At 35.2% G+C, this 19,572-nt stretch carries 16 protein-coding genes; 5 read left to right on the top strand and 11 right to left on the bottom strand.

Annotated features, from left to right (window positions below):
* The first annotated feature begins 15 nt into the window (after window positions 1-15).
* The 4 genes from D4A81_RS03735 to D4A81_RS03720 are packed head-to-tail and all read left to right on the top strand — an operon-like array spanning window position 16 to window position 3,530.
* The gene (locus tag D4A81_RS03735; RefSeq protein ID WP_111525662.1) at window positions 16-1,050 is read left to right on the top strand and encodes a FecCD family ABC transporter permease; all 1,035 of its coding nucleotides are present in this window, start codon (window positions 16-18) and stop codon (window positions 1,048-1,050) included.
* Window positions 1,051-1,806: an ABC transporter ATP-binding protein gene (locus tag D4A81_RS03730; RefSeq protein WP_111525663.1), complete on the top strand. Its 756-nt coding sequence runs from the start codon at window positions 1,051-1,053 to the stop codon at window positions 1,804-1,806.
* A 16-nt stretch (window positions 1,807-1,822) separates the two neighbouring features.
* Window positions 1,823-2,875: a heme/hemin ABC transporter substrate-binding protein gene (locus tag D4A81_RS03725; RefSeq protein WP_111525664.1), complete on the top strand. Its 1,053-nt coding sequence runs from the start codon at window positions 1,823-1,825 to the stop codon at window positions 2,873-2,875.
* Between the two features lies 1 nt (window position 2,876).
* Window positions 2,877-3,530: an alpha/beta hydrolase-fold protein gene (locus tag D4A81_RS03720; RefSeq protein ID WP_111525665.1), complete on the top strand. Its 654-nt coding sequence runs from the start codon at window positions 2,877-2,879 to the stop codon at window positions 3,528-3,530.
* Window positions 3,531-3,712: 182 nt separating this feature from the next.
* Here the strand turns inward: D4A81_RS03720 and D4A81_RS03715 are convergent, their stop codons facing one another.
* The 6 genes from D4A81_RS03715 to D4A81_RS03685 form a co-directional block, all read right to left on the bottom strand.
* Window positions 3,713-5,455 carry an IS1182 family transposase gene (locus D4A81_RS03715; protein WP_119808327.1) on the bottom strand — a complete coding sequence of 581 codons (1,743 nt, stop codon included), beginning with the start codon at window positions 5,453-5,455 and terminating at the stop codon, window positions 3,713-3,715.
* 31 nt (window positions 5,456-5,486) lie between these two features.
* A complete protein-coding gene (locus D4A81_RS03710; RefSeq protein WP_119808251.1) occupies window positions 5,487-6,875 on the bottom strand; it encodes an ISNCY family transposase in 1,389 nt (462 codons plus the stop codon).
* 338 nt (window positions 6,876-7,213) lie between these two features.
* Window positions 7,214-9,394 (bottom strand): alpha-galactosidase, encoded by a 2,181-nt coding sequence (locus tag D4A81_RS03700; RefSeq protein ID WP_111525459.1) that lies wholly within the window; start codon window positions 9,392-9,394, stop codon window positions 7,214-7,216.
* A 15-nt stretch (window positions 9,395-9,409) separates the two neighbouring features.
* Window positions 9,410-10,222, bottom strand: a complete 813-nt coding sequence (locus D4A81_RS03695; RefSeq protein WP_111525458.1) for a carbohydrate ABC transporter permease — start codon at window positions 10,220-10,222, stop codon at window positions 9,410-9,412.
* Window positions 10,223-10,230: 8 nt separating this feature from the next.
* Window positions 10,231-11,121, bottom strand: a complete 891-nt coding sequence (locus D4A81_RS03690; protein WP_111525457.1) for a carbohydrate ABC transporter permease — start codon at window positions 11,119-11,121, stop codon at window positions 10,231-10,233.
* A gap of 60 nt (window positions 11,122-11,181) precedes the next feature.
* A complete protein-coding gene (locus D4A81_RS03685) occupies window positions 11,182-12,510 on the bottom strand; it encodes an ABC transporter substrate-binding protein (RefSeq protein ID WP_111525456.1) in 1,329 nt (442 codons plus the stop codon).
* A gap of 331 nt (window positions 12,511-12,841) precedes the next feature.
* On the opposite strand from D4A81_RS03685, the gene D4A81_RS03680 reads away from it, so the two are divergent.
* Window positions 12,842-13,729 (top strand): AraC family transcriptional regulator, encoded by an 888-nt coding sequence (locus tag D4A81_RS03680; protein WP_111525455.1) that lies wholly within the window; start codon window positions 12,842-12,844, stop codon window positions 13,727-13,729.
* Window positions 13,730-13,928: 199 nt separating this feature from the next.
* Here the strand turns inward: D4A81_RS03680 and hcp are convergent, their stop codons facing one another.
* The 5 genes from hcp to D4A81_RS03655 all read right to left on the bottom strand — a co-directional run bounded on the left by hcp (window position 13,929) and on the right by D4A81_RS03655 (window position 19,516).
* Window positions 13,929-15,779 (bottom strand): hydroxylamine reductase, encoded by a 1,851-nt coding sequence (gene hcp / locus D4A81_RS03675; RefSeq protein ID WP_111525454.1) that lies wholly within the window; start codon window positions 15,777-15,779, stop codon window positions 13,929-13,931.
* A gap of 147 nt (window positions 15,780-15,926) precedes the next feature.
* Complete coding sequence (locus D4A81_RS03670; protein WP_111525453.1) at window positions 15,927-16,598, bottom strand: Crp/Fnr family transcriptional regulator; 672 nt, start codon at window positions 16,596-16,598, stop codon at window positions 15,927-15,929.
* The gene (locus D4A81_RS03665) at window positions 16,556-17,590 is read right to left on the bottom strand and encodes an ATP-binding cassette domain-containing protein (protein WP_111525452.1); all 1,035 of its coding nucleotides are present in this window, start codon (window positions 17,588-17,590) and stop codon (window positions 16,556-16,558) included. The genes D4A81_RS03670 and D4A81_RS03665 overlap by 43 nt, the downstream gene beginning before the upstream one ends.
* A complete protein-coding gene (locus tag D4A81_RS03660; protein WP_111525462.1) occupies window positions 17,587-18,285 on the bottom strand; it encodes a GTP-binding protein in 699 nt (232 codons plus the stop codon). The genes D4A81_RS03665 and D4A81_RS03660 overlap by 4 nt, the downstream gene beginning before the upstream one ends.
* A 10-nt stretch (window positions 18,286-18,295) precedes the next feature.
* Entirely contained in the window at window positions 18,296-19,516 is a 1,221-nt protein-coding gene (locus D4A81_RS03655) for an ABC transporter substrate-binding protein (RefSeq protein WP_111525451.1), read from the bottom strand.
* Window positions 19,517-19,572 lie beyond the last annotated feature (56 nt).

The raw sequence follows: 19,572 nt of genomic DNA, 5'->3' as shown, positions 1-19,572 counted from the left end.
AGGTTTTATAAATCTATGTCGAAAACTAAAAAGGACTTTAAGTTTATAATCTTACTTACAGTCCTGTTTATAGCCTTACTGCTCTCCGTACTTATAGGTATTTCACTCGGAGCGGTAAGAATATCTTTAAAGGATACATTCAATATACTTTTAAATAGTGTATCAGGCACTCAAAATATAGATGATTTATCCAAATCCACTATTGCAATTGTATTGAATATGAGAGTACCAAGAGTAATAATGGGAATTTTTGTAGGAGCGGGTTTGGCTATTTGCGGAACGATAATGCAAACTACCGCTAACAATCCCATATCAGAGCCATACATATTAGGAATTTCAGCCGGTGCAACATTTGGAGCCACTTTTTTTATTATACTTGGTTTAAAATCTCTGACCGGAATAGGAGCATTTTCGGGTTCTATTATATCAACAGCTGTGGTTCTTTTTATTGCTTCGATAGGTAAGAAAATAACAACTACAAGTCTAATACTGTCCGGAGCTGTTGTAAACGCCTTATTCAGCGCTTTTTCAAACTTCATAATATCTATAGGTGCCAATTCAGACAGTATGATGACAATAAAATTCTGGACCATGGGATCTCTTGCAAGTGCTTCATGGGAAGATACCGAACTGCTTATCGCTGTTATTGTAATATCCTTTATTTTCTTTTTCTCACAATACAGAGTTTTAAATGCCATGCTTATGGGTGATGAGGTCGCTGTTACGCTTGGAATAAATTTACATAAGTACAGATTTATTTATATGATATTTATTTCTATGATTACAGGAATTTTGGTATCGAAATGCGGAATAATAGGTTTTGTAGGTTTAATTACACCTCATATATCAAGAATCCTTGTAGGTACAGACCATAAAAAGATACTCCCACTCTCAACCCTACTCGGTAGCTTATTTATACTCTGGTCTGATATTCTTGCCAGATGTCTTATTGACAAAGCGGAATTACCGATAGGAATATTTACTTCTTTAGTTGGTGGGCCTTTCTTTATTTATATAGTCGTAAAAAATCAAAGAGGGGGACAAAGATAAATGGACTTAAAATGCACTGATATATCATATTCTATAAAAGATAAGATCATATTAAACAATGTTTCCATAGGGATAAGCGGAAATAAATTTTATTCGATACTCGGACCAAACGGTTGCGGTAAAACCACATTATTAAAAACTATATATAGAATTTTAAAACCGTCCTCCGGCATCATCTTATTGAATAATAAAAATATAGAGCATATTCGTTTGAAAGATTCGGCAAAGGAAATGGCTGTAGTTGCACAGTTTAATGAAATAAATTTTGATTGTAATGTAAAAGATATGGTCATGCTTGGAAGAACACCTCATATAGGATTTATGCAAACGGAAAGACAAAAAGACTATGATATCGTGGAAGACGCTTTGAGAAAAGTGGGTATGCTCGATAAATCAGAGCGATCATATCTCTCACTTTCAGGAGGTGAAAAACAACGTGTGGCACTTGCCCGCGCTATAGCCCAAAACCCCTCTTTGCTTCTTCTTGATGAGCCTACAAATCATTTGGATATAAAATATAAAATTGAAATTCTTCAAATTATAAAGGATTTAAATATTAATGTGCTTGCAGTACTTCATGATATTCAATTGGCATGTAAGTATTCCGATCATATTTATCTTATGAAAGGGGGTGAGGTAAGGTACGAAGGCAGTCCAAAATCAACTATAACAAACAAATCCATGAAAGATGTATACGACATCGATTGCAAAATATCATGGGCAGATGATAATCAAGCCTTGATAGAATATATTTAATATGAAAGGAATTAAAATGAAAAAAATATTTAATATAGCCATAGGTACATTTATTTCACTTGCACTCATAGGATGTGCAAGCACCACAGATAACAGCTCTGCAAATTCTACTCTTGCACAAACAACTGTAGCGGAAAGTACTTCACTTGCCGAAAGTTCAACCGCGGATGAAAAGAAGTCTTCTGAAACTGTTTATCCTGTCAGCATTACAACTTATGATGCTGACGGTAAAGAAATCACTCAGGTATTTGAAAAATCTCCTGAGCGAATAATAACCAATAATCTCTCATCTACAGAAATACTTATTGACCTCGGATTACAGGATAAAATCGTAGGTATGTTAAACCCCGACAATGAAATCACAGATGATTATGCTGCCGCTATTTCCGCCATACCCCATATCGGTGATAAAAAGAGTGTATCAAAAGAGGTTGTTTTATCCAATAACCCTGACATCATAATAGGAAGAAATATGATGTTTTCAGATAAATCTTTGGGAACAATTGACTCCTGGAATGAGAACGGTATACCTGTATATACTCAAAAATCATCTGTTTCCAATATGAAGCAAAGCCTTGAAAATGTTATTGAAGATATAAGGAATATAGGAATAATCTTCAATGTTCAGGAAAAAGCAAATACATATGCCGATGAACTTGAGAAAAAAGTCAGTGCTGTAGTAACTTCAGATAATAACAATTCCGGCGAATTAAAAAATGCTCTCATTATGTGTGCATACAATGATTCAACCTTTGGTGCTTACAAATCTGCACTACAGGAAAGTATACTGAATACATTGGGATACACAAATGTTGCAACAGGAACTTCAGATTTGACACTTGAAAATCTTGTCACAATGGCACCTGAAGTAATCATCTATGTTACAAGCGACAGAAATAAAGAGATGGATACAAATGCCGTGGAGCTTATGAAGAATAATTCTGTTTTAAGTGATGTACCTGCCATAGCAAATGACAAAATCATGACTATTTCATATGATGAGTTTATGGACTACGGTGCATCTTCTATTAAAGCACTGGAAGATATAAATACCTTCCTGAATAAATAAAATGTTTAAGACTGAACTAAACTTGCCAAAAAATTATGATAAAACGAAGAGTTATCCGCTTATACTTTTAAATGACGGTGAAATATTTCGCTTAAATGCTTTAAAAGATAAGGCGATAATTATCGGACTGAAAGCTGTAAACAGATTGGACGCTTTTACACCTTATCCCGCCAAAAATATAAGACCCGGTATACCCGATTTCGGCGGAAGTGCAGATAAATATCACAGACTGGTTTTTGAAACTTTTTTGCCTGAAGTTTTGTCTGAATACAATATAGATCATGAAAGAATTGTCTATGGCGGATATTCTCTTGGTGGGCTGGCTGCTGTATATTCTCTTTCAACCGTTGATATTCCGGGTATAGTGTTCTCACTTTGCGGTTCATTCTGGTATCCGAATTTTATAAAATACTGTAAAGATACAGATTTTAAAAATAAAAAAGCTTCCGTTTATTTGCTGAACGGAAAAAATGAGGGAGATAAACATAATAATATTTTAGAAAATGCTCCAAAGATTGCTACAGATTTACACAGTATAATTAAAGAAAAGATTATGGATGTTACCTCTGTATTTGATAATTACGGACATCACGAAAATCTTGAAAGCAGATATAGTAATCTGTGCATATGGCTAAGTGAAAAACTTAAAGTTTAATACTAAAAAGAGGCTGTCGGGAAATACTGAATTTTAATCCCTACAGAACGAAATAGAAATATCCTGACAAATACAAGGTGTTTTGGCTTTGCGACTTTGTCAGGATATTTTACTTTTCTATAATACTGGCTATTTTGGGGCATAAAACCCCCTTGGCTGAAATTTTGCTTTTGCATTTTTTACTATGCTGTTTTCTCCTGTAGTTTTCCTTCAAATTTCTTTAGTTTGGCATAGAGAAAACGATGATATTTATTTATATTTCTTCCTATTGCAAAAAGCATAAATTCTTTATAAACCTTATCTGAAGTACGATAGTTAAAGCGTCGGAAATCTTCATTCTCTTTAATATCTCCAAAATGACCTTCTGTTTGAATAGAGCGTATCTGTCGTTTCAGAATACCTTTTTCACTCTGTATGTTAGCATGTGACTTCTCTCGGAGCTCTTCCCATACTTCATTGATCTTCATTACTTTATTCTTATCAATATCTTTATCAGGATTATACTTGTATAAACATTTAGACTTATGTTCACATCCACTACAGTCTGAACATCCATATACTTCATATGTTTGTGTATAACCATTCTGTTCTTTCTTTTCTGTGTTGATATGTCTCAGTTCACGGCCGTCATGACAGATATAGACTTGCTCATCTTCAAATACCATTGTCTTCATGTTGTAGTATTTACCTATATCTTTACTGTATGCTCTTGTTTTTCGTTTTTCATGATCCTGTAGTTTTATATAACTATCTATCTTATTTTCTTTTAGATATAAGAGATTTTTCTCACTACAATAACCGCTGTCTGCCGTCACTTCTTCAAGTACTTCTCCGAATGCTTCCTTATGCTTTTCAAGGACCGGAATTAATGTATTATAATCTGTACGATCATTACTTACATAACTATGTACAATAAAATAATTCTCTACCGCTATCTGTACATTGTATGCAGGCTTTAGCTGCCCATTAAGCATATGATCTTCCTTCATTCGCATAAAGGTTGCTTCCAAATCAGTTTTGGAATAGCTGTTTCTATCTTTCCCCATAATCTCAAAACATTCTTTATAGTGCATTAATCGCTGTCCACAATGTTCAAGTTCTTCATAGAATTGTTGAAGCTTTGGCTTTCTCTTACCCTTTCCGTTAACAAATACAATACCTTCTCCGTCAGCAATAGTCATAAGGTTTTTCTGAAGCTTAAGTATTTCAATAGGCGAGCAGTTATCAATCTCTATAATACGGTTATTAGATAGCTTTTTATGTTTCGTAATCTTTCTTTTTCTGTTCTTTTCAATAATATCTCTAACTCTATCAATTCCGTCAATCACAAACATTTGTGCATTTCCAAGCTCGTACTTTTCACCAAATCCATTATCTTGTAAAAAAGAATTATAGTCTGAATAAAGCTTATCAATAGAATCCAGAAGACCTGCAAGATGATAATTAATGCTTCCACGCCATACAAAAGTATAACGATTAGCATTAGCTTCTATTTTTGTTCCATCAATGAACAATTCTTTTAATGTAACAAATCCTTCTTTTTGTAATCGTCTCATAAACTGATAGTTTAAGTCATCCAAAATATCTGAAGTAAGTTTCTTACTTTTAAATTCATAAAAAGCATCTCTTTTAGGCTTCCTCCCTTGAGTAAGCCAGATAAAAGCAATATCTCTTTCACATAAATCCACAATACGATCAATAGAGCGTATTCCACGCATATTTGCATAAGTAATAACTGCATACATCATGATCGGGTTGTACCCTGTTCTTCCCTTGTCCGAACAATTGGCTAATAGTCCGGAAAAATCTAAATCCTCCATAACTTTTTTTAGGGTATAGACTGGATCGTCATCGGGTAAACTCAATTCATAGAAGCTAAAGTTGATTTTCTGTGTCAAGCATAAATGATTATGTCCCAAAATAATTAATTTATAAGCCCCCACAAAGGGGCTTTTATTATGCACTTTTTATGTCTTCTTCAATTCTGTGTGGCTGTGAGTGTGCGAATTTATTAAAGGCATCCAATCTCCAAGGATGGTTCATTGGAGGTATATAAGGCTTTCTAGGCTTTGGCTGTTTGTAGTCAGCGTCCAAGTCCTTAGATTTATGCTCATGAGCCGGTATTTCTTCTAGTGCATAAATATCTTTGTCATTTACGCACGCAAACATAGACTTATCAAATGCCTTGATAAGCATAACCTTGGTACCTTTTCGATAATGGGTCTGCAATCCTTTATTATCTATCATCTTATAAAATTTCTTCTCGAATTGAATCGCATGTCCGGCATCAACAGTTCTCTCAGTTAAAACCGCCAAAGTAAGATTTATTTTTTCTTTAGATGGTTGCGTTTCAAAGACAGATTTGATACCATAAAGTGGAAGTGCGAACTTCTCATTGAATTCTTTTATGTAGTGGTAAATGAATTCATTGGCTTTATGGATATCGGTTACGCCTGCGAGTCTAAACTCAATAGGCAGGCGTGACTGTAAAGTCTGATTCAATCGTTCTATACGTCCTTTAGCCTGTGGTACGCTGCTTGATTCAAGCTGTGTGCCAAGTTGCTTACAGGCGTATGCAAACTGTGTATAGGTGTCTTTGTCGTCAGATAAGGCACCTTTTTTCTTGTAAGTAAATACAGTTCGTTTATCAGTAAGAAACTTATAAGGAATACCATAATCAGTAAGAATCTGCTCAAATACATGGTAGTATCCATTAAGAGTCTCCTGAGTGTCAAACCAGGCACCTGTGACAACACCTGAGGCATCATCAATAGCCAAATGTAGATGCCATATCTGCCCCGGCACCCATTCATAAGGGGTAGCATCCATCTGAAGCAATTCACCAAAATAAGCACATCTTGGACGACGACTGTGAGCATCTTCAACTGCTACTAAGTTAGCTTGTATCTGTGATAATTCCCTTTTTGATGTTGCAGCTTCCTTCTTAGCTCTGAGAGTTTGCTTAATGCGTCTACGCTTAGCTTTTGTAGCCTTTGGAGATAGAATGTACTCTGACTCCAAAATACTCATTACAGAGGAAGAAGAGATGCTTATGCCTTCATGCTTTTTTAGAAGCTCTGTATAGTGTTCAAAGTTAGCCTCGTAGTATTTAGTTCTGTATAGATCAAGAACCTGACTTCTGATATCAGGACAGATAGTGGTAGCCGGCTTTTTGCCTCTGTTACCATGAATAAAGAATGCCTTACCATATTTAATATAACCCTGTATCATACGGTTTATATGCCTTTTGGTGCATCCTAGGATAAGAGCGGCTCTATCCTTATTGGCTGTATCTGGGTGATCCACCAGACCTTTGATAACATCATACTTTCTTTGTTCATCCATTGATAAAATAACCTTTCTGATAAGTCAGTTCCTCCTAGTGTTAGAATATACAAAATAGTATTCTACCATAAGTGGGACATTTTTATTTGTGGTATACTAGGACTTTATCATTTATGGCTTATATTCATAGAAGCTAAAGTTGATTTTCTGTTGACCTATTTCAAAAAAGTCGTTATAATAATTAACTGTGAGCATAGTTACATTATAACATGTAACGGAGAAAGATGGTTATCGTTAGCCATCTTTTTTTATGTAAAAACTTAGGGAGGTGTGACTCGTTTTGAGTCACACCTCCCTTTCTTATGACTATCATTTCCCGACAGCCCCTTTTTTCATTACTAAACTCTTTTTATTTCAAATCTGAATGACTCGTACTCTTCTTTAATTCTCGGAATTAAAACCCCACCTTTCATCCAGACTTTTCCTCGTCTCTTTTCACCTGCTATCTCATAATAAGCTTCGCTCTCAAGACCTCTTGGATAAATATAAATATTTGACTCATTTGCCTCTACAGCTTGTACCACAGCACTTAAAAGTCCGAATTTTTTATCCTTTGAGAGAACCTGCCAAGCAGTAACTCTTGATTTATCATATGGACTTGTGATTCTGTAGTAATCACCCTCATGAATCAGCTCATCATATTTTATATAATCCTTAACCTGAGACTTTACCTGCTCCTGCTCTTTTTCTGATACCTTATTTAAATCAAGCTCATATCCGAAAGTACCGGCCATAGCTACAGTAGCTCTGGTTTCAAAAGGTGTTTTCCTTGTAGTTTGATGATTAGGTGATGCTGACACATGTGCACCTGCACTTCCTATTGGATATGCAAATGAACTTCCATACTGTATTTTCAATCTTTCAATAGCATCAGTATCATCACTTAGCCAGATTTGAGGATGGTAGTAAAGCATACCAAGATCATATCTTCCGCCACCACCTGAACAGCCCTCAAACATAATATTCGGATACTTCTTTGTAAGTTCACCAAGTAAATCATAAAGACCGAGAACATATCTGTAATGGAACTCTCCCATATTTTTTACAGGAAGTTTTGCTGAATATACCGCAGACAAGCTTCTGTTCATATCCCATTTGATATACTCAATATTTGCATTATCCAGAATTTTTACCATCATATCTTTAATATAATCTCTAACATCTTTTCTGGTAAAGTCAAGAATAAACTGTTCTCTGCCCTTTACTCCCTTTCTGTTCGGTACTCTGATCATAAAATCCGGATGCTCTCTATAAAGTCTTGTATCCTCATTTATCATTTCAGGCTCAAACCAGATGCCGAATTTCATATCTATAGCATTGATACGATCCACCAATTCCTTTAATGATGAACCAAGTTTCTCTTCGTTTACATACCAGTCTCCAAGTCCTCTTGCATCATCATATCTTTCTCCAAACCATCCGTCATCCATAACCAAAAGCTCTATTCCAAGACTCTTTGCCTTTGATGCGATATCAAAGATCTTATCCGCATTAAAATCAAAATAAGTAGCTTCCCAGTTGTTTATAAGTATAGGTCTATGTGTATGTACAAACTTACCCTGTTGCAGGTTTTGTCTTACAGCATCATGGAATGAATGTGTCATTTTCTCAAATCCGGCATTTGAATATGTAAATGCCACCTCAGGAAGTACAAGTTCCTCACCTGCATTCAAAATGTATTCAAACTGCTCAGGGTGAAGCCCTACTACAAGTCTTGTCTGATTTACCTGATCTATCTCAGCTTCAATTATAAATGAACCGCTATATACAAATGCAAAACCCACACATTCACCAAATGTTTCAGTAGCATCCTTTTTTGCAAGTATTGCAAACGGATTTTGTTGATGGCTTGATGTACCTCTCTTGCTTTCAAGTACCATCTTTCCGTGTAACAGCGGGCTTCTCTCAAACTCTCTTTCCATAGCATGCTTTCCATGGAAATGTATAAGATCAAAATCACCGTCCACCATATCTATACATGCTGAAAGTGCCTTTTCTATTTTGAGTTCATTTACAGATGTATTTACTATCTTAACCGCTCTTGTGATAATATCATATTTTTCAAGTACACCATACAAAAGCTCTACTCTTACTCCGCTTACCTTATCTATAAGGTTTACTTTAAGACTCTCACCCTCTTCTTCATTCCAGAAAAAAGCCGGAAGTCCCGGCAAGTCGTATTTTCCCTTTTTTATTTCATAGGAATCATATTTTAATTCCACTATATTTGTACCGTCAGGATTTATTACCTGAATACAATCAGCTCTGTAATCTCCACTTCCAAAAGTAGGATATTCCTGTGGATATACATCCAAAGAGTAACTTCTATCCATTGTCTCATACGGATTTCCACTAAACCCTCTGTCTATACTGCTAATGCGATAAGACATATCGTCGCTGTCTTCTATTCTTTCACCATACCATGTGTGGAAAAGATAACCTAAATCATCAATTTTCATCTGATATGATGTATTCTTTGTTGAAAGAGTAATTAAATTACCGTTTAATTTAATAGACATAAACACCTCTTAATATTATAATTTTCCCCCTGACGTTGCTATACCTTCTACAAACTGCTTCTGGAATATTAGATATAGAATGATCATAGGAATACACGCAAGTAATGAAGCTGCCATCAGCTGTGGATAGTTATTCGTATACTGTCCCTGCATCTTAGCAAGTGCTGCTGATAGAGGCATAACATTCTTGTTTACAATCATTGGCCACATCAAATCTTTATATGCAAACACAGCTGTAAAAATTCCAAGTGCAATCATTCCTGAACGCACAAGTGGCATCATTATAAGTAAAAATGTCTGTCCTATATTACATCCGTCTATTCTTGCCGCCTCTTCCAAATCTCTAGGTAGAGACATAAATGTCTGTCTAAGTAGGAATGTTCCAAATGCTGATACAAGTCCCGGAAAAATTAAAGCAAAAATAGTATCCAGCATTCCAAGCTTACTTACCATAAGATACTGTGGTATTATAAATATCTGACCGGGAACCATCATCTGGAACAGTACAAGACCGAAGCATATAGTCTTGCCCGGAAATTCAAGCCTTGCCAAAGCATAACCCGCTATGGTTGAAGTCATTACAGCGAAAAATACTCTACCAACTATCAGCAATAATGTATTTAAATACAATTTAATAAAGTCCATATTATTGATGACTTCAGTGAAATTTGATGTGATCCATTTTGATGGAAGTATTGTAAATGGATTCACGCTGGTAGACTCTGTCACTGTTTTAAAAGCTGTGAGTGCCATCCATGCAAAGGGAACAATCATAGTTATGGATACAATGATCAGTATCACATGAATTAAAAGTTTATTTAATTTCATATTTCCTCCTAGTTATAATGAACCCATTTTTTCTGTGCCAACATTTGTAATACTGTAATAATTATAACAATCAACAAAAGAACTACCACAACTGCTGCTCCCATACCCTTATCCTGATTTCTAAAAGCATATTGATAGAATAAAAATACTAATGATTGAGTTTTTGGAAGTGCCGGATTGTTCCTATCCATTACCATATATATAAGGTCAAATACCATGAAGCCACCTATCACTCTAGTAATTGTTACAAAGAATATAGTAGGTGAAAGCAATGGTATCGTAATATTAAAAAATTGATGTATTCCACTAGCACCGTCAAGGCTTGATGCCTCATAATAATCAGCCGGTATTTCCTGTAAACCTGAAATAAACAAAATCATATTGTAGCCAATAATTGACCATATACCTATAACCGCAATAGAATATACAGCTATATTAGGATTTGAAATCCAGTTAACTTTTGAATGAAAAATGTTATTTATAAGTCCAAACTCAGAGTTATAAAGCCATCTCCAAACCATGGCCACTGCTGCAGGTGCTGCAACCATAGGCAAGAAGAAAATAGTACGATAAATTCCTCTACCCTTTATTTTACCATTCAAAAATACTGCAAGTACCAAAGCGATTGCTATAGAAAATGGAACCTCCACTATTGCATATTTAAATGTATTTATAATTGCCTGCCATATTTCAGTGCCTTTAAAAAGCTTTATATAATTTCCAAAACCTACGAACTTATTTCCCTTTCCGAAATCTCCGGTTTTGAAAAAGCTTTGATATATTGTTCTTATTGTAGGATATATATTAAGTACCAATAGTCCTAGAACTGTCGGAAACATAAATGCCCATCCCCATCTTAGTTCACTCTTTTGCCTCGGTGACATTCTCAGTTTGCTCATACACTCTCCTTTATAAAAAAGCTGCTACAAAATGTAGCAGCTTCGAATAAATTACAACAATTATTCCTGTGACAATAGCTCATTCATATCAGTTGCAGCCTTCTTACATGCTTCGTCTATGCTTACCTTATTACTCCAAGCCTCTACAAGATTAGCTGAATTTTGGTTTTCCCAAACTACTGTTGCTCTTGAGTGCGGTCTAATTACAAGATCACTGTCATTTAACATTGTTAAATATGCTTGAAGATTGAATTTATCTGTATTATTCTTCCACAAATCAGATACACCCTCATATGCCGCCATTGTTACACCAAGTTCTGCCTGTTTTTCCTGATTCTCCTTTGTTGAGAACCACTCAATAAGCTTCCAAGCACCTTCAGGATTCTTAGTATTTGCACTTGCAGCCCAACCAAGACCGTTATAAAGACTTACTCTCTTGCCTGTAGTAGCATCCTTTGGAAGTACAGCTACATCACAGTTTGCAACAAGATACTCATTCTCTTTAAATGGTGCTACCATCCATGAACCCTGTGGCAACATTGCAATCTTTCCGGACTGTAAAAGTACATCTGTACCTGTCTCAGACATCACGGTAGCATCAGGCATAGCATCTTTTCTAAGTTTATCTACAAATTCCATTGCCTTTAATGTATTAGGATCATCCATTCCGGATGTCTTCATATCATCTGAAATAATCTTTCCACCCATTGAATATACTATATTGTACCATCCATCCTGATTGTTTGTAGGATTCATAGCTGTACCGAACTGACTTCCATCAGGCTTTGTAAGCTTTACGGCTGCATCATAGTAATCATCCCATGTCCAGTTTTCATCCGGATATGCAATACCTGCCTCATCAAACATTGTCTTATTGTACCAAAGTGCTATTGTATCCACATCCTTTGGTATAGCATAAGTTTTTCCATCATTTTCATATAATTTCCTAACATCCTCAGGGAATTTATCCATCTCAAGTTTATCACTTGATTTGATTCTGTCAGTAAGATCCATAAGTATATCATTTTCCATATATTTTTGTGATTCATTGGAATGCATCCAGAATACATCCGGCATACTTCCACCCGAAGCACCTGCCTCAAGTAATGTCCAATATGCGTCCCATGAGATTACCTGAAGATCTACCTGATATCCTGTTTCTGCAGTAAAATCATTTATGATTTCCTGTAATCCCGGTTTTTGTCCGTTATCCCATATAGCAACTGTGATCTTTCCGCCGTCACTACTGCTCTGTGAGCCTTCTGCGGCAGCTTTTGTATCTGAGCCTCCTGATGATGTACTTTCTGATGATGAAGCTCCTCCACAAGCTACTAAAGACAATGCCATTAATGATGACAATGCTAAACCAAGTATTTTTTTCTTAAACATTTTAAGTCCTCCCTCAAATTTATGTTTTTATGATAGTATATTTTTTTTAGGTCTTCATTTCAAAATGTTATATAAATTTGTTAAAATGTAATCAGTTTCAAATATTTTATATCTATATAACTATAAATCACTATATTACTACTTATCTTATTTATATACTGTTATTTCTATAATTGGTTCTTTTGTAAACCAATGTTCTTTAAATACAAAAACTTTTTACTCCTAATTTTATTAAATCTTAAGCTTTTTACATTGCATTTAAACTTATAAAAAAATAAAATATATTTATGATATATTTTCAATTTAATAAATATACTGAAAGTGGAGCATTATGGATAATGTAAGATTCAAACTATTCAATGATCAGATGTTTTCTGATTGCTTTATAAATTTTGCCGGACAAGAAAAATGTAGTCCAGGACATAGATTTGGACCTGCCATAAGACCTTGCTATATTATTCACTATATATTGAGCGGTAAGGGTAAATTTTTCTGTGACAATGTTGAATATGATCTATGTGAAAACCAAGCTTTTCTTATAGAACCTACTGCTATGACTTTTTATCAAGCGGATTTTGATGATCCATGGCATTATCTTTGGGTTGCATTCAAGGGTTACAAGGTTTCAGAAATATTATCAAGAATGGGTATTAATTATAAAAATCCTATTCTACATGGTGAGAAAAGCCATATGATTTCAATAGCAGATGCCATACTTGATACAGATTCAAGCGGATTGAAGGAAGAGCTGAAGAGACAATCACTATTATTTGATTTCTTAAGTTCTCTCTGCCCGGATACTATGTACTCAGAATCTATAAGTCAATCCTCTGAACTAAGAAATAATAATTATTTGGTTAGAGCTATAGAATTTATACAGAACAATTTTTATCATCCAATAGGAGTTGCTGATGTCTCTTCTCATCTTGGTATAAGTAGAAACTATCTTTTTACAATTTTTAAAACCAGTATGGGACATTCACCCTCTGAATATTTAACTTACTGTAGATTGAACAGAGCTTGCCATTTACTTGATGACTCAGCATTATCTGTAGAAAATGTTGCCTACTCCTGCGGATACGACTCTTTATCAGTATTTTCAAAGGCATTTAAAAATCACTACAGTCTTACACCTTCTACCTATAGAAAGTTAAAACATGAAAATGATACAATGTCAGATTTAGAATTTAACAGATTTATAAAAAGAATGGACAAGTAAAAGCTTAAGCCGGCTTCGTTCACAAAAAGTTTACTTGATTTATTTTTTATAAATTGTATACTATATGTGTGATATCTCCGTATGAGAGCCATATGTGATCCACAAGGTTTGCATGTGGCTCTCATCTTTTTTGTAAAATTTTTCAAAATAAAATCGCCCAAGTCTTTCGACTTGAGCGATTTTTAAATCTATATATAAATTATCCTAGCTGATTTAATCTGCTGATAAGTTCATTTACCTCAATGCCATGTACCATTGCTGCCTCTGCAAGTGATTCCATCTGTGATGATGGGCATCCAAGACAGTGCATACCTATTTCCATAAGCACATTTGCAGCTGCAGGGTTCTCTGAGAGCACCTCTCCAATAAGCATATCAGGGCTGTACTTTCCATCAACCACTTCTTTCTCAACTTTTCCAAAGAAAAGCTCGATATCATCCTCAACTGTTCCAATACCTGCAATACCAAAGTTGTCAACTAAAACCTTAGCCACATTTGGTGAAAGGAATCCAGGAAGTGTTGGTCCAAGGTGAATATTCTTTACTCCTAAGTATAAAAGTGCAAGTAAAACAATAACTGCCTTCTGCTCATACCATGCAATATTGAACTCAAGTGGAAGATCATTGATATCATCCAGACCAAATACTTCCTTAAGCTTAAGTGCGATAACTGCCAATGAATAAGAGTCATTACACTGACCTGCATCAAGCACTCTTGGAATACCGCCTATATCTCCAAGGTCAAGCTTATTATATTTGTACTTAGCACATCCGGCTGTAAGAATAATGGCATCCTTTGGAAGAGCCTTTGCAAAATCTGTATAGTAGTTTCTTGCCTTTGAACGTCCATCACAACCTGCCATTACAACAAACTTTGAAATAGCACCTGATTTAACAGCATCTACTACCTTATCTGCAAGTGCAAGAACCTGTGCATGTGCAAAACCACCTACAATATTTCCACTCTCAATCTCTGTTGGAGGTGCACACTTCTTAGCCTGTTCAATTATCTCTGAGAAATCTTTCTCCTCACCAATATCACCTGCAATATGCTTACATCCCGGATATCCTGCTGAACCTGTTGTATAAAGTCTATCTATATAACTTGCCTTAGGTGGTACTATACAGTTAGTAGTCATAAGGATCGGTCCATTAAAACTCTCAAACTCCTCTTTCTGCTTCCACCATGCATTACCATAGTTACCCTTAAGGTTTGAATACTTCTTAAGCTCAGGATAATACTGACCTGCAAGCATCTCTGAGTGAGTATAAACATCTACTCCGCTTCCCTGTGTCTGCTTTAAGAGCATCTCAAGATCTCTTAAGTCATGACCTGAAACAAGGATACCCGGGTTTTTACCTACACCGATATCAACTGTTGTGATCTCAGGATTACCATAAGCTGTTGTGTTTGCCTTATCAAGCAAAGCCATTCCATTTACACCATACTTACCTGTCTCAAGTGTAAGTGCTACAAGCTCATCCACTCCAAGCTTATCATCAAGTGTTGCTGCCAATGCTCTCTGTAAGAATGCATCCACCTCACCATCATCCTGTAAAAGTGCATTTGCATGCTTTGAATATGCAGAAAGTCCTTTAAGTCCATATATAATAAGCTCTCTAAGACTTCTGATATCCTCATTTTCTGTTGCAAGAACACCTACTGTAGCCGCCTTTGTAAGATACTCGCTCTCATCATATGACTCCCAAAGTGATGCCTCCGGTAAACCGTCTTTATTTGAAAGTTCATTTAAAAGTTCTTTCTTAACATCAAGTGTCTTCTTGATTCTAGCTATAATAGCATCATTATCAAAGTTTGCATTTGTGATTGTAATAAAAAGATTTAATGTAATAAGGTGATTTACTTCCTTACTTATTTCTTTTCCTTCTGCACGAAGTCTTGTTGTAATAGCTGATATACCCTTACTTACATATATAAGCAAGTCTTGCATATTTGCAACTTCCGGCTTCTTACCACATACACCTACCTGTGTACAACCTGTGTTACCTGCTGTCTCTTGACACTGATAACAAAACATTTTGTTTTCCATTTCTACCTCCTCTTACTATGACCGTTTTACAGTCTATGAGCAATCTGTTTTACAGATTTTATTTTATTCTTTGCATCTAGTGCATGACTGTATAATATCAGAAAGAAATTAGAAAAACTGTAATTTTCGTTACCGAACAATATTTTTTTAAAGACTTTTTAATCCTTCCAGATTTTTAACAATCAAATCCTTCCTTACTACTTTTATGTAGCCGTCTTCCTGCATTTTCATAAGCTCTCTTGAAAGTGATGGTCTTGCAGCATTTAAAAAGTCTGCAAACTCTTCTCTACTCATCTTTAATGTAACTCTATCCCTATCATTCATATTTTGCAGTATGAATCTTGCAATCTTTTGTTTTAATGTTGAACATGAAAGTACTTGTAATCTATTATTCAAATAGTAAGTTCTCTCTGCAAAAATTGTGAGTAGGTTTGACAGCATCTTATTTTGCATTGGTGAAGGCTCATCTCCAAATTTTGTAAGATAATCCTTCGGTATCTCTAAAACCTTACTTGGTGCACTCGCACATGCATAATTTGCATATTCATCATGATTTAGAAATAAAAAAACTTCACCAAAAAGTTCTCCGGGATTTGAAAACATACCTAATATGCTTCTCTTTCCATTCACCGAGTCATTACCTACTGACACACTACCCTCAAGCAGCATGGTAATATATCTTGGTTTGTCTCCCTGATTGAAAATCATTTCTCCCTTTCTAAATCCTACTATATCTGCCTTTGCTTCTTTTAAGCAAAGTTCTATCTCTTCTTCTGTCATTCCCCTAAAGAGTGGGGACTCTGTGTAACTTCCTGACATATATCTCCTTTAAGCGTCATACCCGCACGCAATTTCTTTCTAGCTTCTTGCATAATTCCGTCAATATCATTTAGTCGCACCAAAACTTCTTTCTCTTCTTGTGTAGTCTCTATTATCTTATCAATTCCACCATTTTTGATAACTATTCTTTTATCAGCCATCAATGCCAAAAGAGGATCATGAGTAGCCATCAGAACTATCTTATCCTGTGATACTAAAAGATCCAATGCCTTTTTTCTATCTATTCCGGCATTTTCTATTTCATCTATCAAAACTATTGGGGAAGAGCTTAGCACTGCTGTATCTGCAATCATAAGAGCTCTTGACTGTCCTCCGCTTAGAGCTGTAACTGCAGTATCAGGTGCAAAATTCTCTCCTGCAAGCTTATTAGCTTCATGTAATATCTTTTCTACCACTGTCTCGATATCTTCAACCATTCTGCTTTCAGCATGCATAGTTATAAACTCATGGGCTGTGAGGTCCATAACAAAGTTCATATTTTGTGAGAGTTGTGCAACCAACTTATTATTTGTAGAATATCGCCATTTTGGATCCGGTTTCTTTCCATTTATATAAATGGTGCGACCGGTAGGGGTATCATTTTGTGCTGTCCATTCTATGTCAGCAAGCAATCTACTCTTACCGGATCCTGTAGGTCCTACTATAGACACAATTTGTGAAGAAAATATGTCGAATTTTTCAAATTTTTCCTTTTCACCACTTTTGTTATGTCCAGGATAAATGGTTAAACTCTCTATATTTTCCTTATTATCGCCCAAGAATTGTAGCATTTGTTGGACAAATATGTCAAGTTGTTTTTTGATTTCACTCTTGTCTATAGCTTTTTCTTCCAATTCCTCTTCTGAAAATTTGTCTAAATACTCTGTAAATGTAGAATCTAAATTTTCACTGATATCAAAGCCTGTACTCTCAAAAAAATCTGCAACAAAGGGATACTTTTCAAGCAATTCTTTTAACTGTATTTCACTCATTTATTCACCTCCCATTGCATTTTCTTTGTATTACCCAACTGATAATCCTCACCTATTCTTGTTTCTCCTAAACAATATGAACACATAGCTGAAGGCATGGCAAACCTAAGTTTCATTCCTTGTACTGATTCAGTATTTTTCTCACTATCATATATTAATGTAGAAAGTTCAAAAGCTCCCTGTCCACTAAGTCCATTTACATTCATTACCATGGCTCTAGGATTTACCGCACTTACCCTCCCGCTGAACACTTCTCTTTCAGCTTGACTTACTATATCTCCCTTTGTAATAACTACAATATCTGCCGCCTTTAACATAGGTCCTATTTTCTTAGGTGTATTTATTCCTGAAAGATTATCAATGACACATACGCCCTTAATATCTGTGATATATGGTGAACAGCGATTACAAAGTCCCGCTGATTCAGTAATAAGCAAATCTAAATTCATAGAATTTCCCCATTTAACCACATCTTCTATATTTGAGGCAAAGAAATGATCCGGACAAAGACCTCCTGAAAGTCCTTTTTTAACCGGAATATTTGCCTTTTCATATATAATATCATCATCTGTATATAAACAGTCAAATTTTACAACTCCTGCCTTTATACCTCTATCTTTCATAGCTTCTATAGTTTTTAAAATAACTGATGTTTTTCCGGATGAAGGAGGCCCTGAAACTATAACTAAATTCATATATTCCTCCTTATTCTGTCTTCCCATAAAACCATTTTTCAGTGTCATTTAGTATTTTACCTATATCATTGGAATGTATGAAATCCCATCCTGCCCACAGAAAATTTTGATTATCTTCTAATTTATTATCATACTCCGGATTTGTCTGTGGGAACTTCCCATCTGCTCCCAAGATATTTGCTACTTCATTTGAAAAGAGAAAATCTATTAAAGCTTTACTGTTTTCATAGTTTTTCTTTTTTGTCAAAAGGAATACCGGACTTATAATAGCTCCATCCTTAGGCCAAACCACTGTCATACTTGAATTTTCTTTTATAGTCTTTGAAAAGAAATATGGCATTATACTTACAGCCGGTGTGTCTAAATCTTTTCTTCCTCCACTTTTTACCATTTGTGCAGGATGCATAGACTTTAAAAGACCTCGTCCAAGTGCCTCTACTCCTTCTCTACCATACTTTGAGTATATTCCAAGCATTATTGCATTAAACATATCCAAATCTGCAGTAGGAAGTGCTATAGAGTTTTCAAATTCAGGCTTAAATAAATCTTCCCAAGATGTAGGCATTTCTCTACCTTTTAACATATCTTTATTCACAATAAAGATAGCAGGAACGACACCTATTATAGAATATTCTCCCTTAGGATCCTTTAAGGAAATCATTCCATTGTCTAGAGATTTATTTAATTTTCCCTGTCTAAAATCTACGAAAATACCCTTATCTCTAAATCTTCCCATATATTTCTTATCAAAAAAAAGATTAAAACCTGCAGACATGTATATATCTGACAGATCTTCTTCGCTCTTTGCATCTAATATCTCTTTTTCAATAACTTCCATTCCCATGCTTGCAGCATTTAAGTTGTAATTTATTTCATAGTCCTGACTTTCTACAAACTTTTCAAAACTCTCAATAAACTGCATTCTCACAGGACATGGCAAAATTCCCTTCACAGAAGTTCTGGCATTTTCATTCATGTTTCTTACAACACCATTATTATCAGACATTGTATTTTTTCTCTCGATAGCCTCTACTAACTGCCTTTCGAAAACTTCGACATTGATACTTTTGCTCTTTAAAGCCATTTCAAGGCTTATAGCTCTCCCCATGGTCTTTCTCATCATATCGTTCTTTAGATTTTCAAATCCTGCGGCAGCCAATACCTCTATAAGCTCCGGATACTTCTCAGTAACATCATATACTTTATCTTTTATATCAAAATATTTATTCATAAAATCTCCTTTATTATCAAAATAGAACCTAGTCCATAAGTTTAGGTTCTTACTAT

Origin of the sequence: Lachnoanaerobaculum umeaense (genome assembly GCF_003589745.1) — a bacterium.
Classification (GTDB): Bacteria; Bacillota; Clostridia; order Lachnospirales; family Lachnospiraceae; genus Lachnoanaerobaculum; species Lachnoanaerobaculum umeaense.
This window is presented reverse-complemented; position numbering and strand designations above follow the sequence as displayed.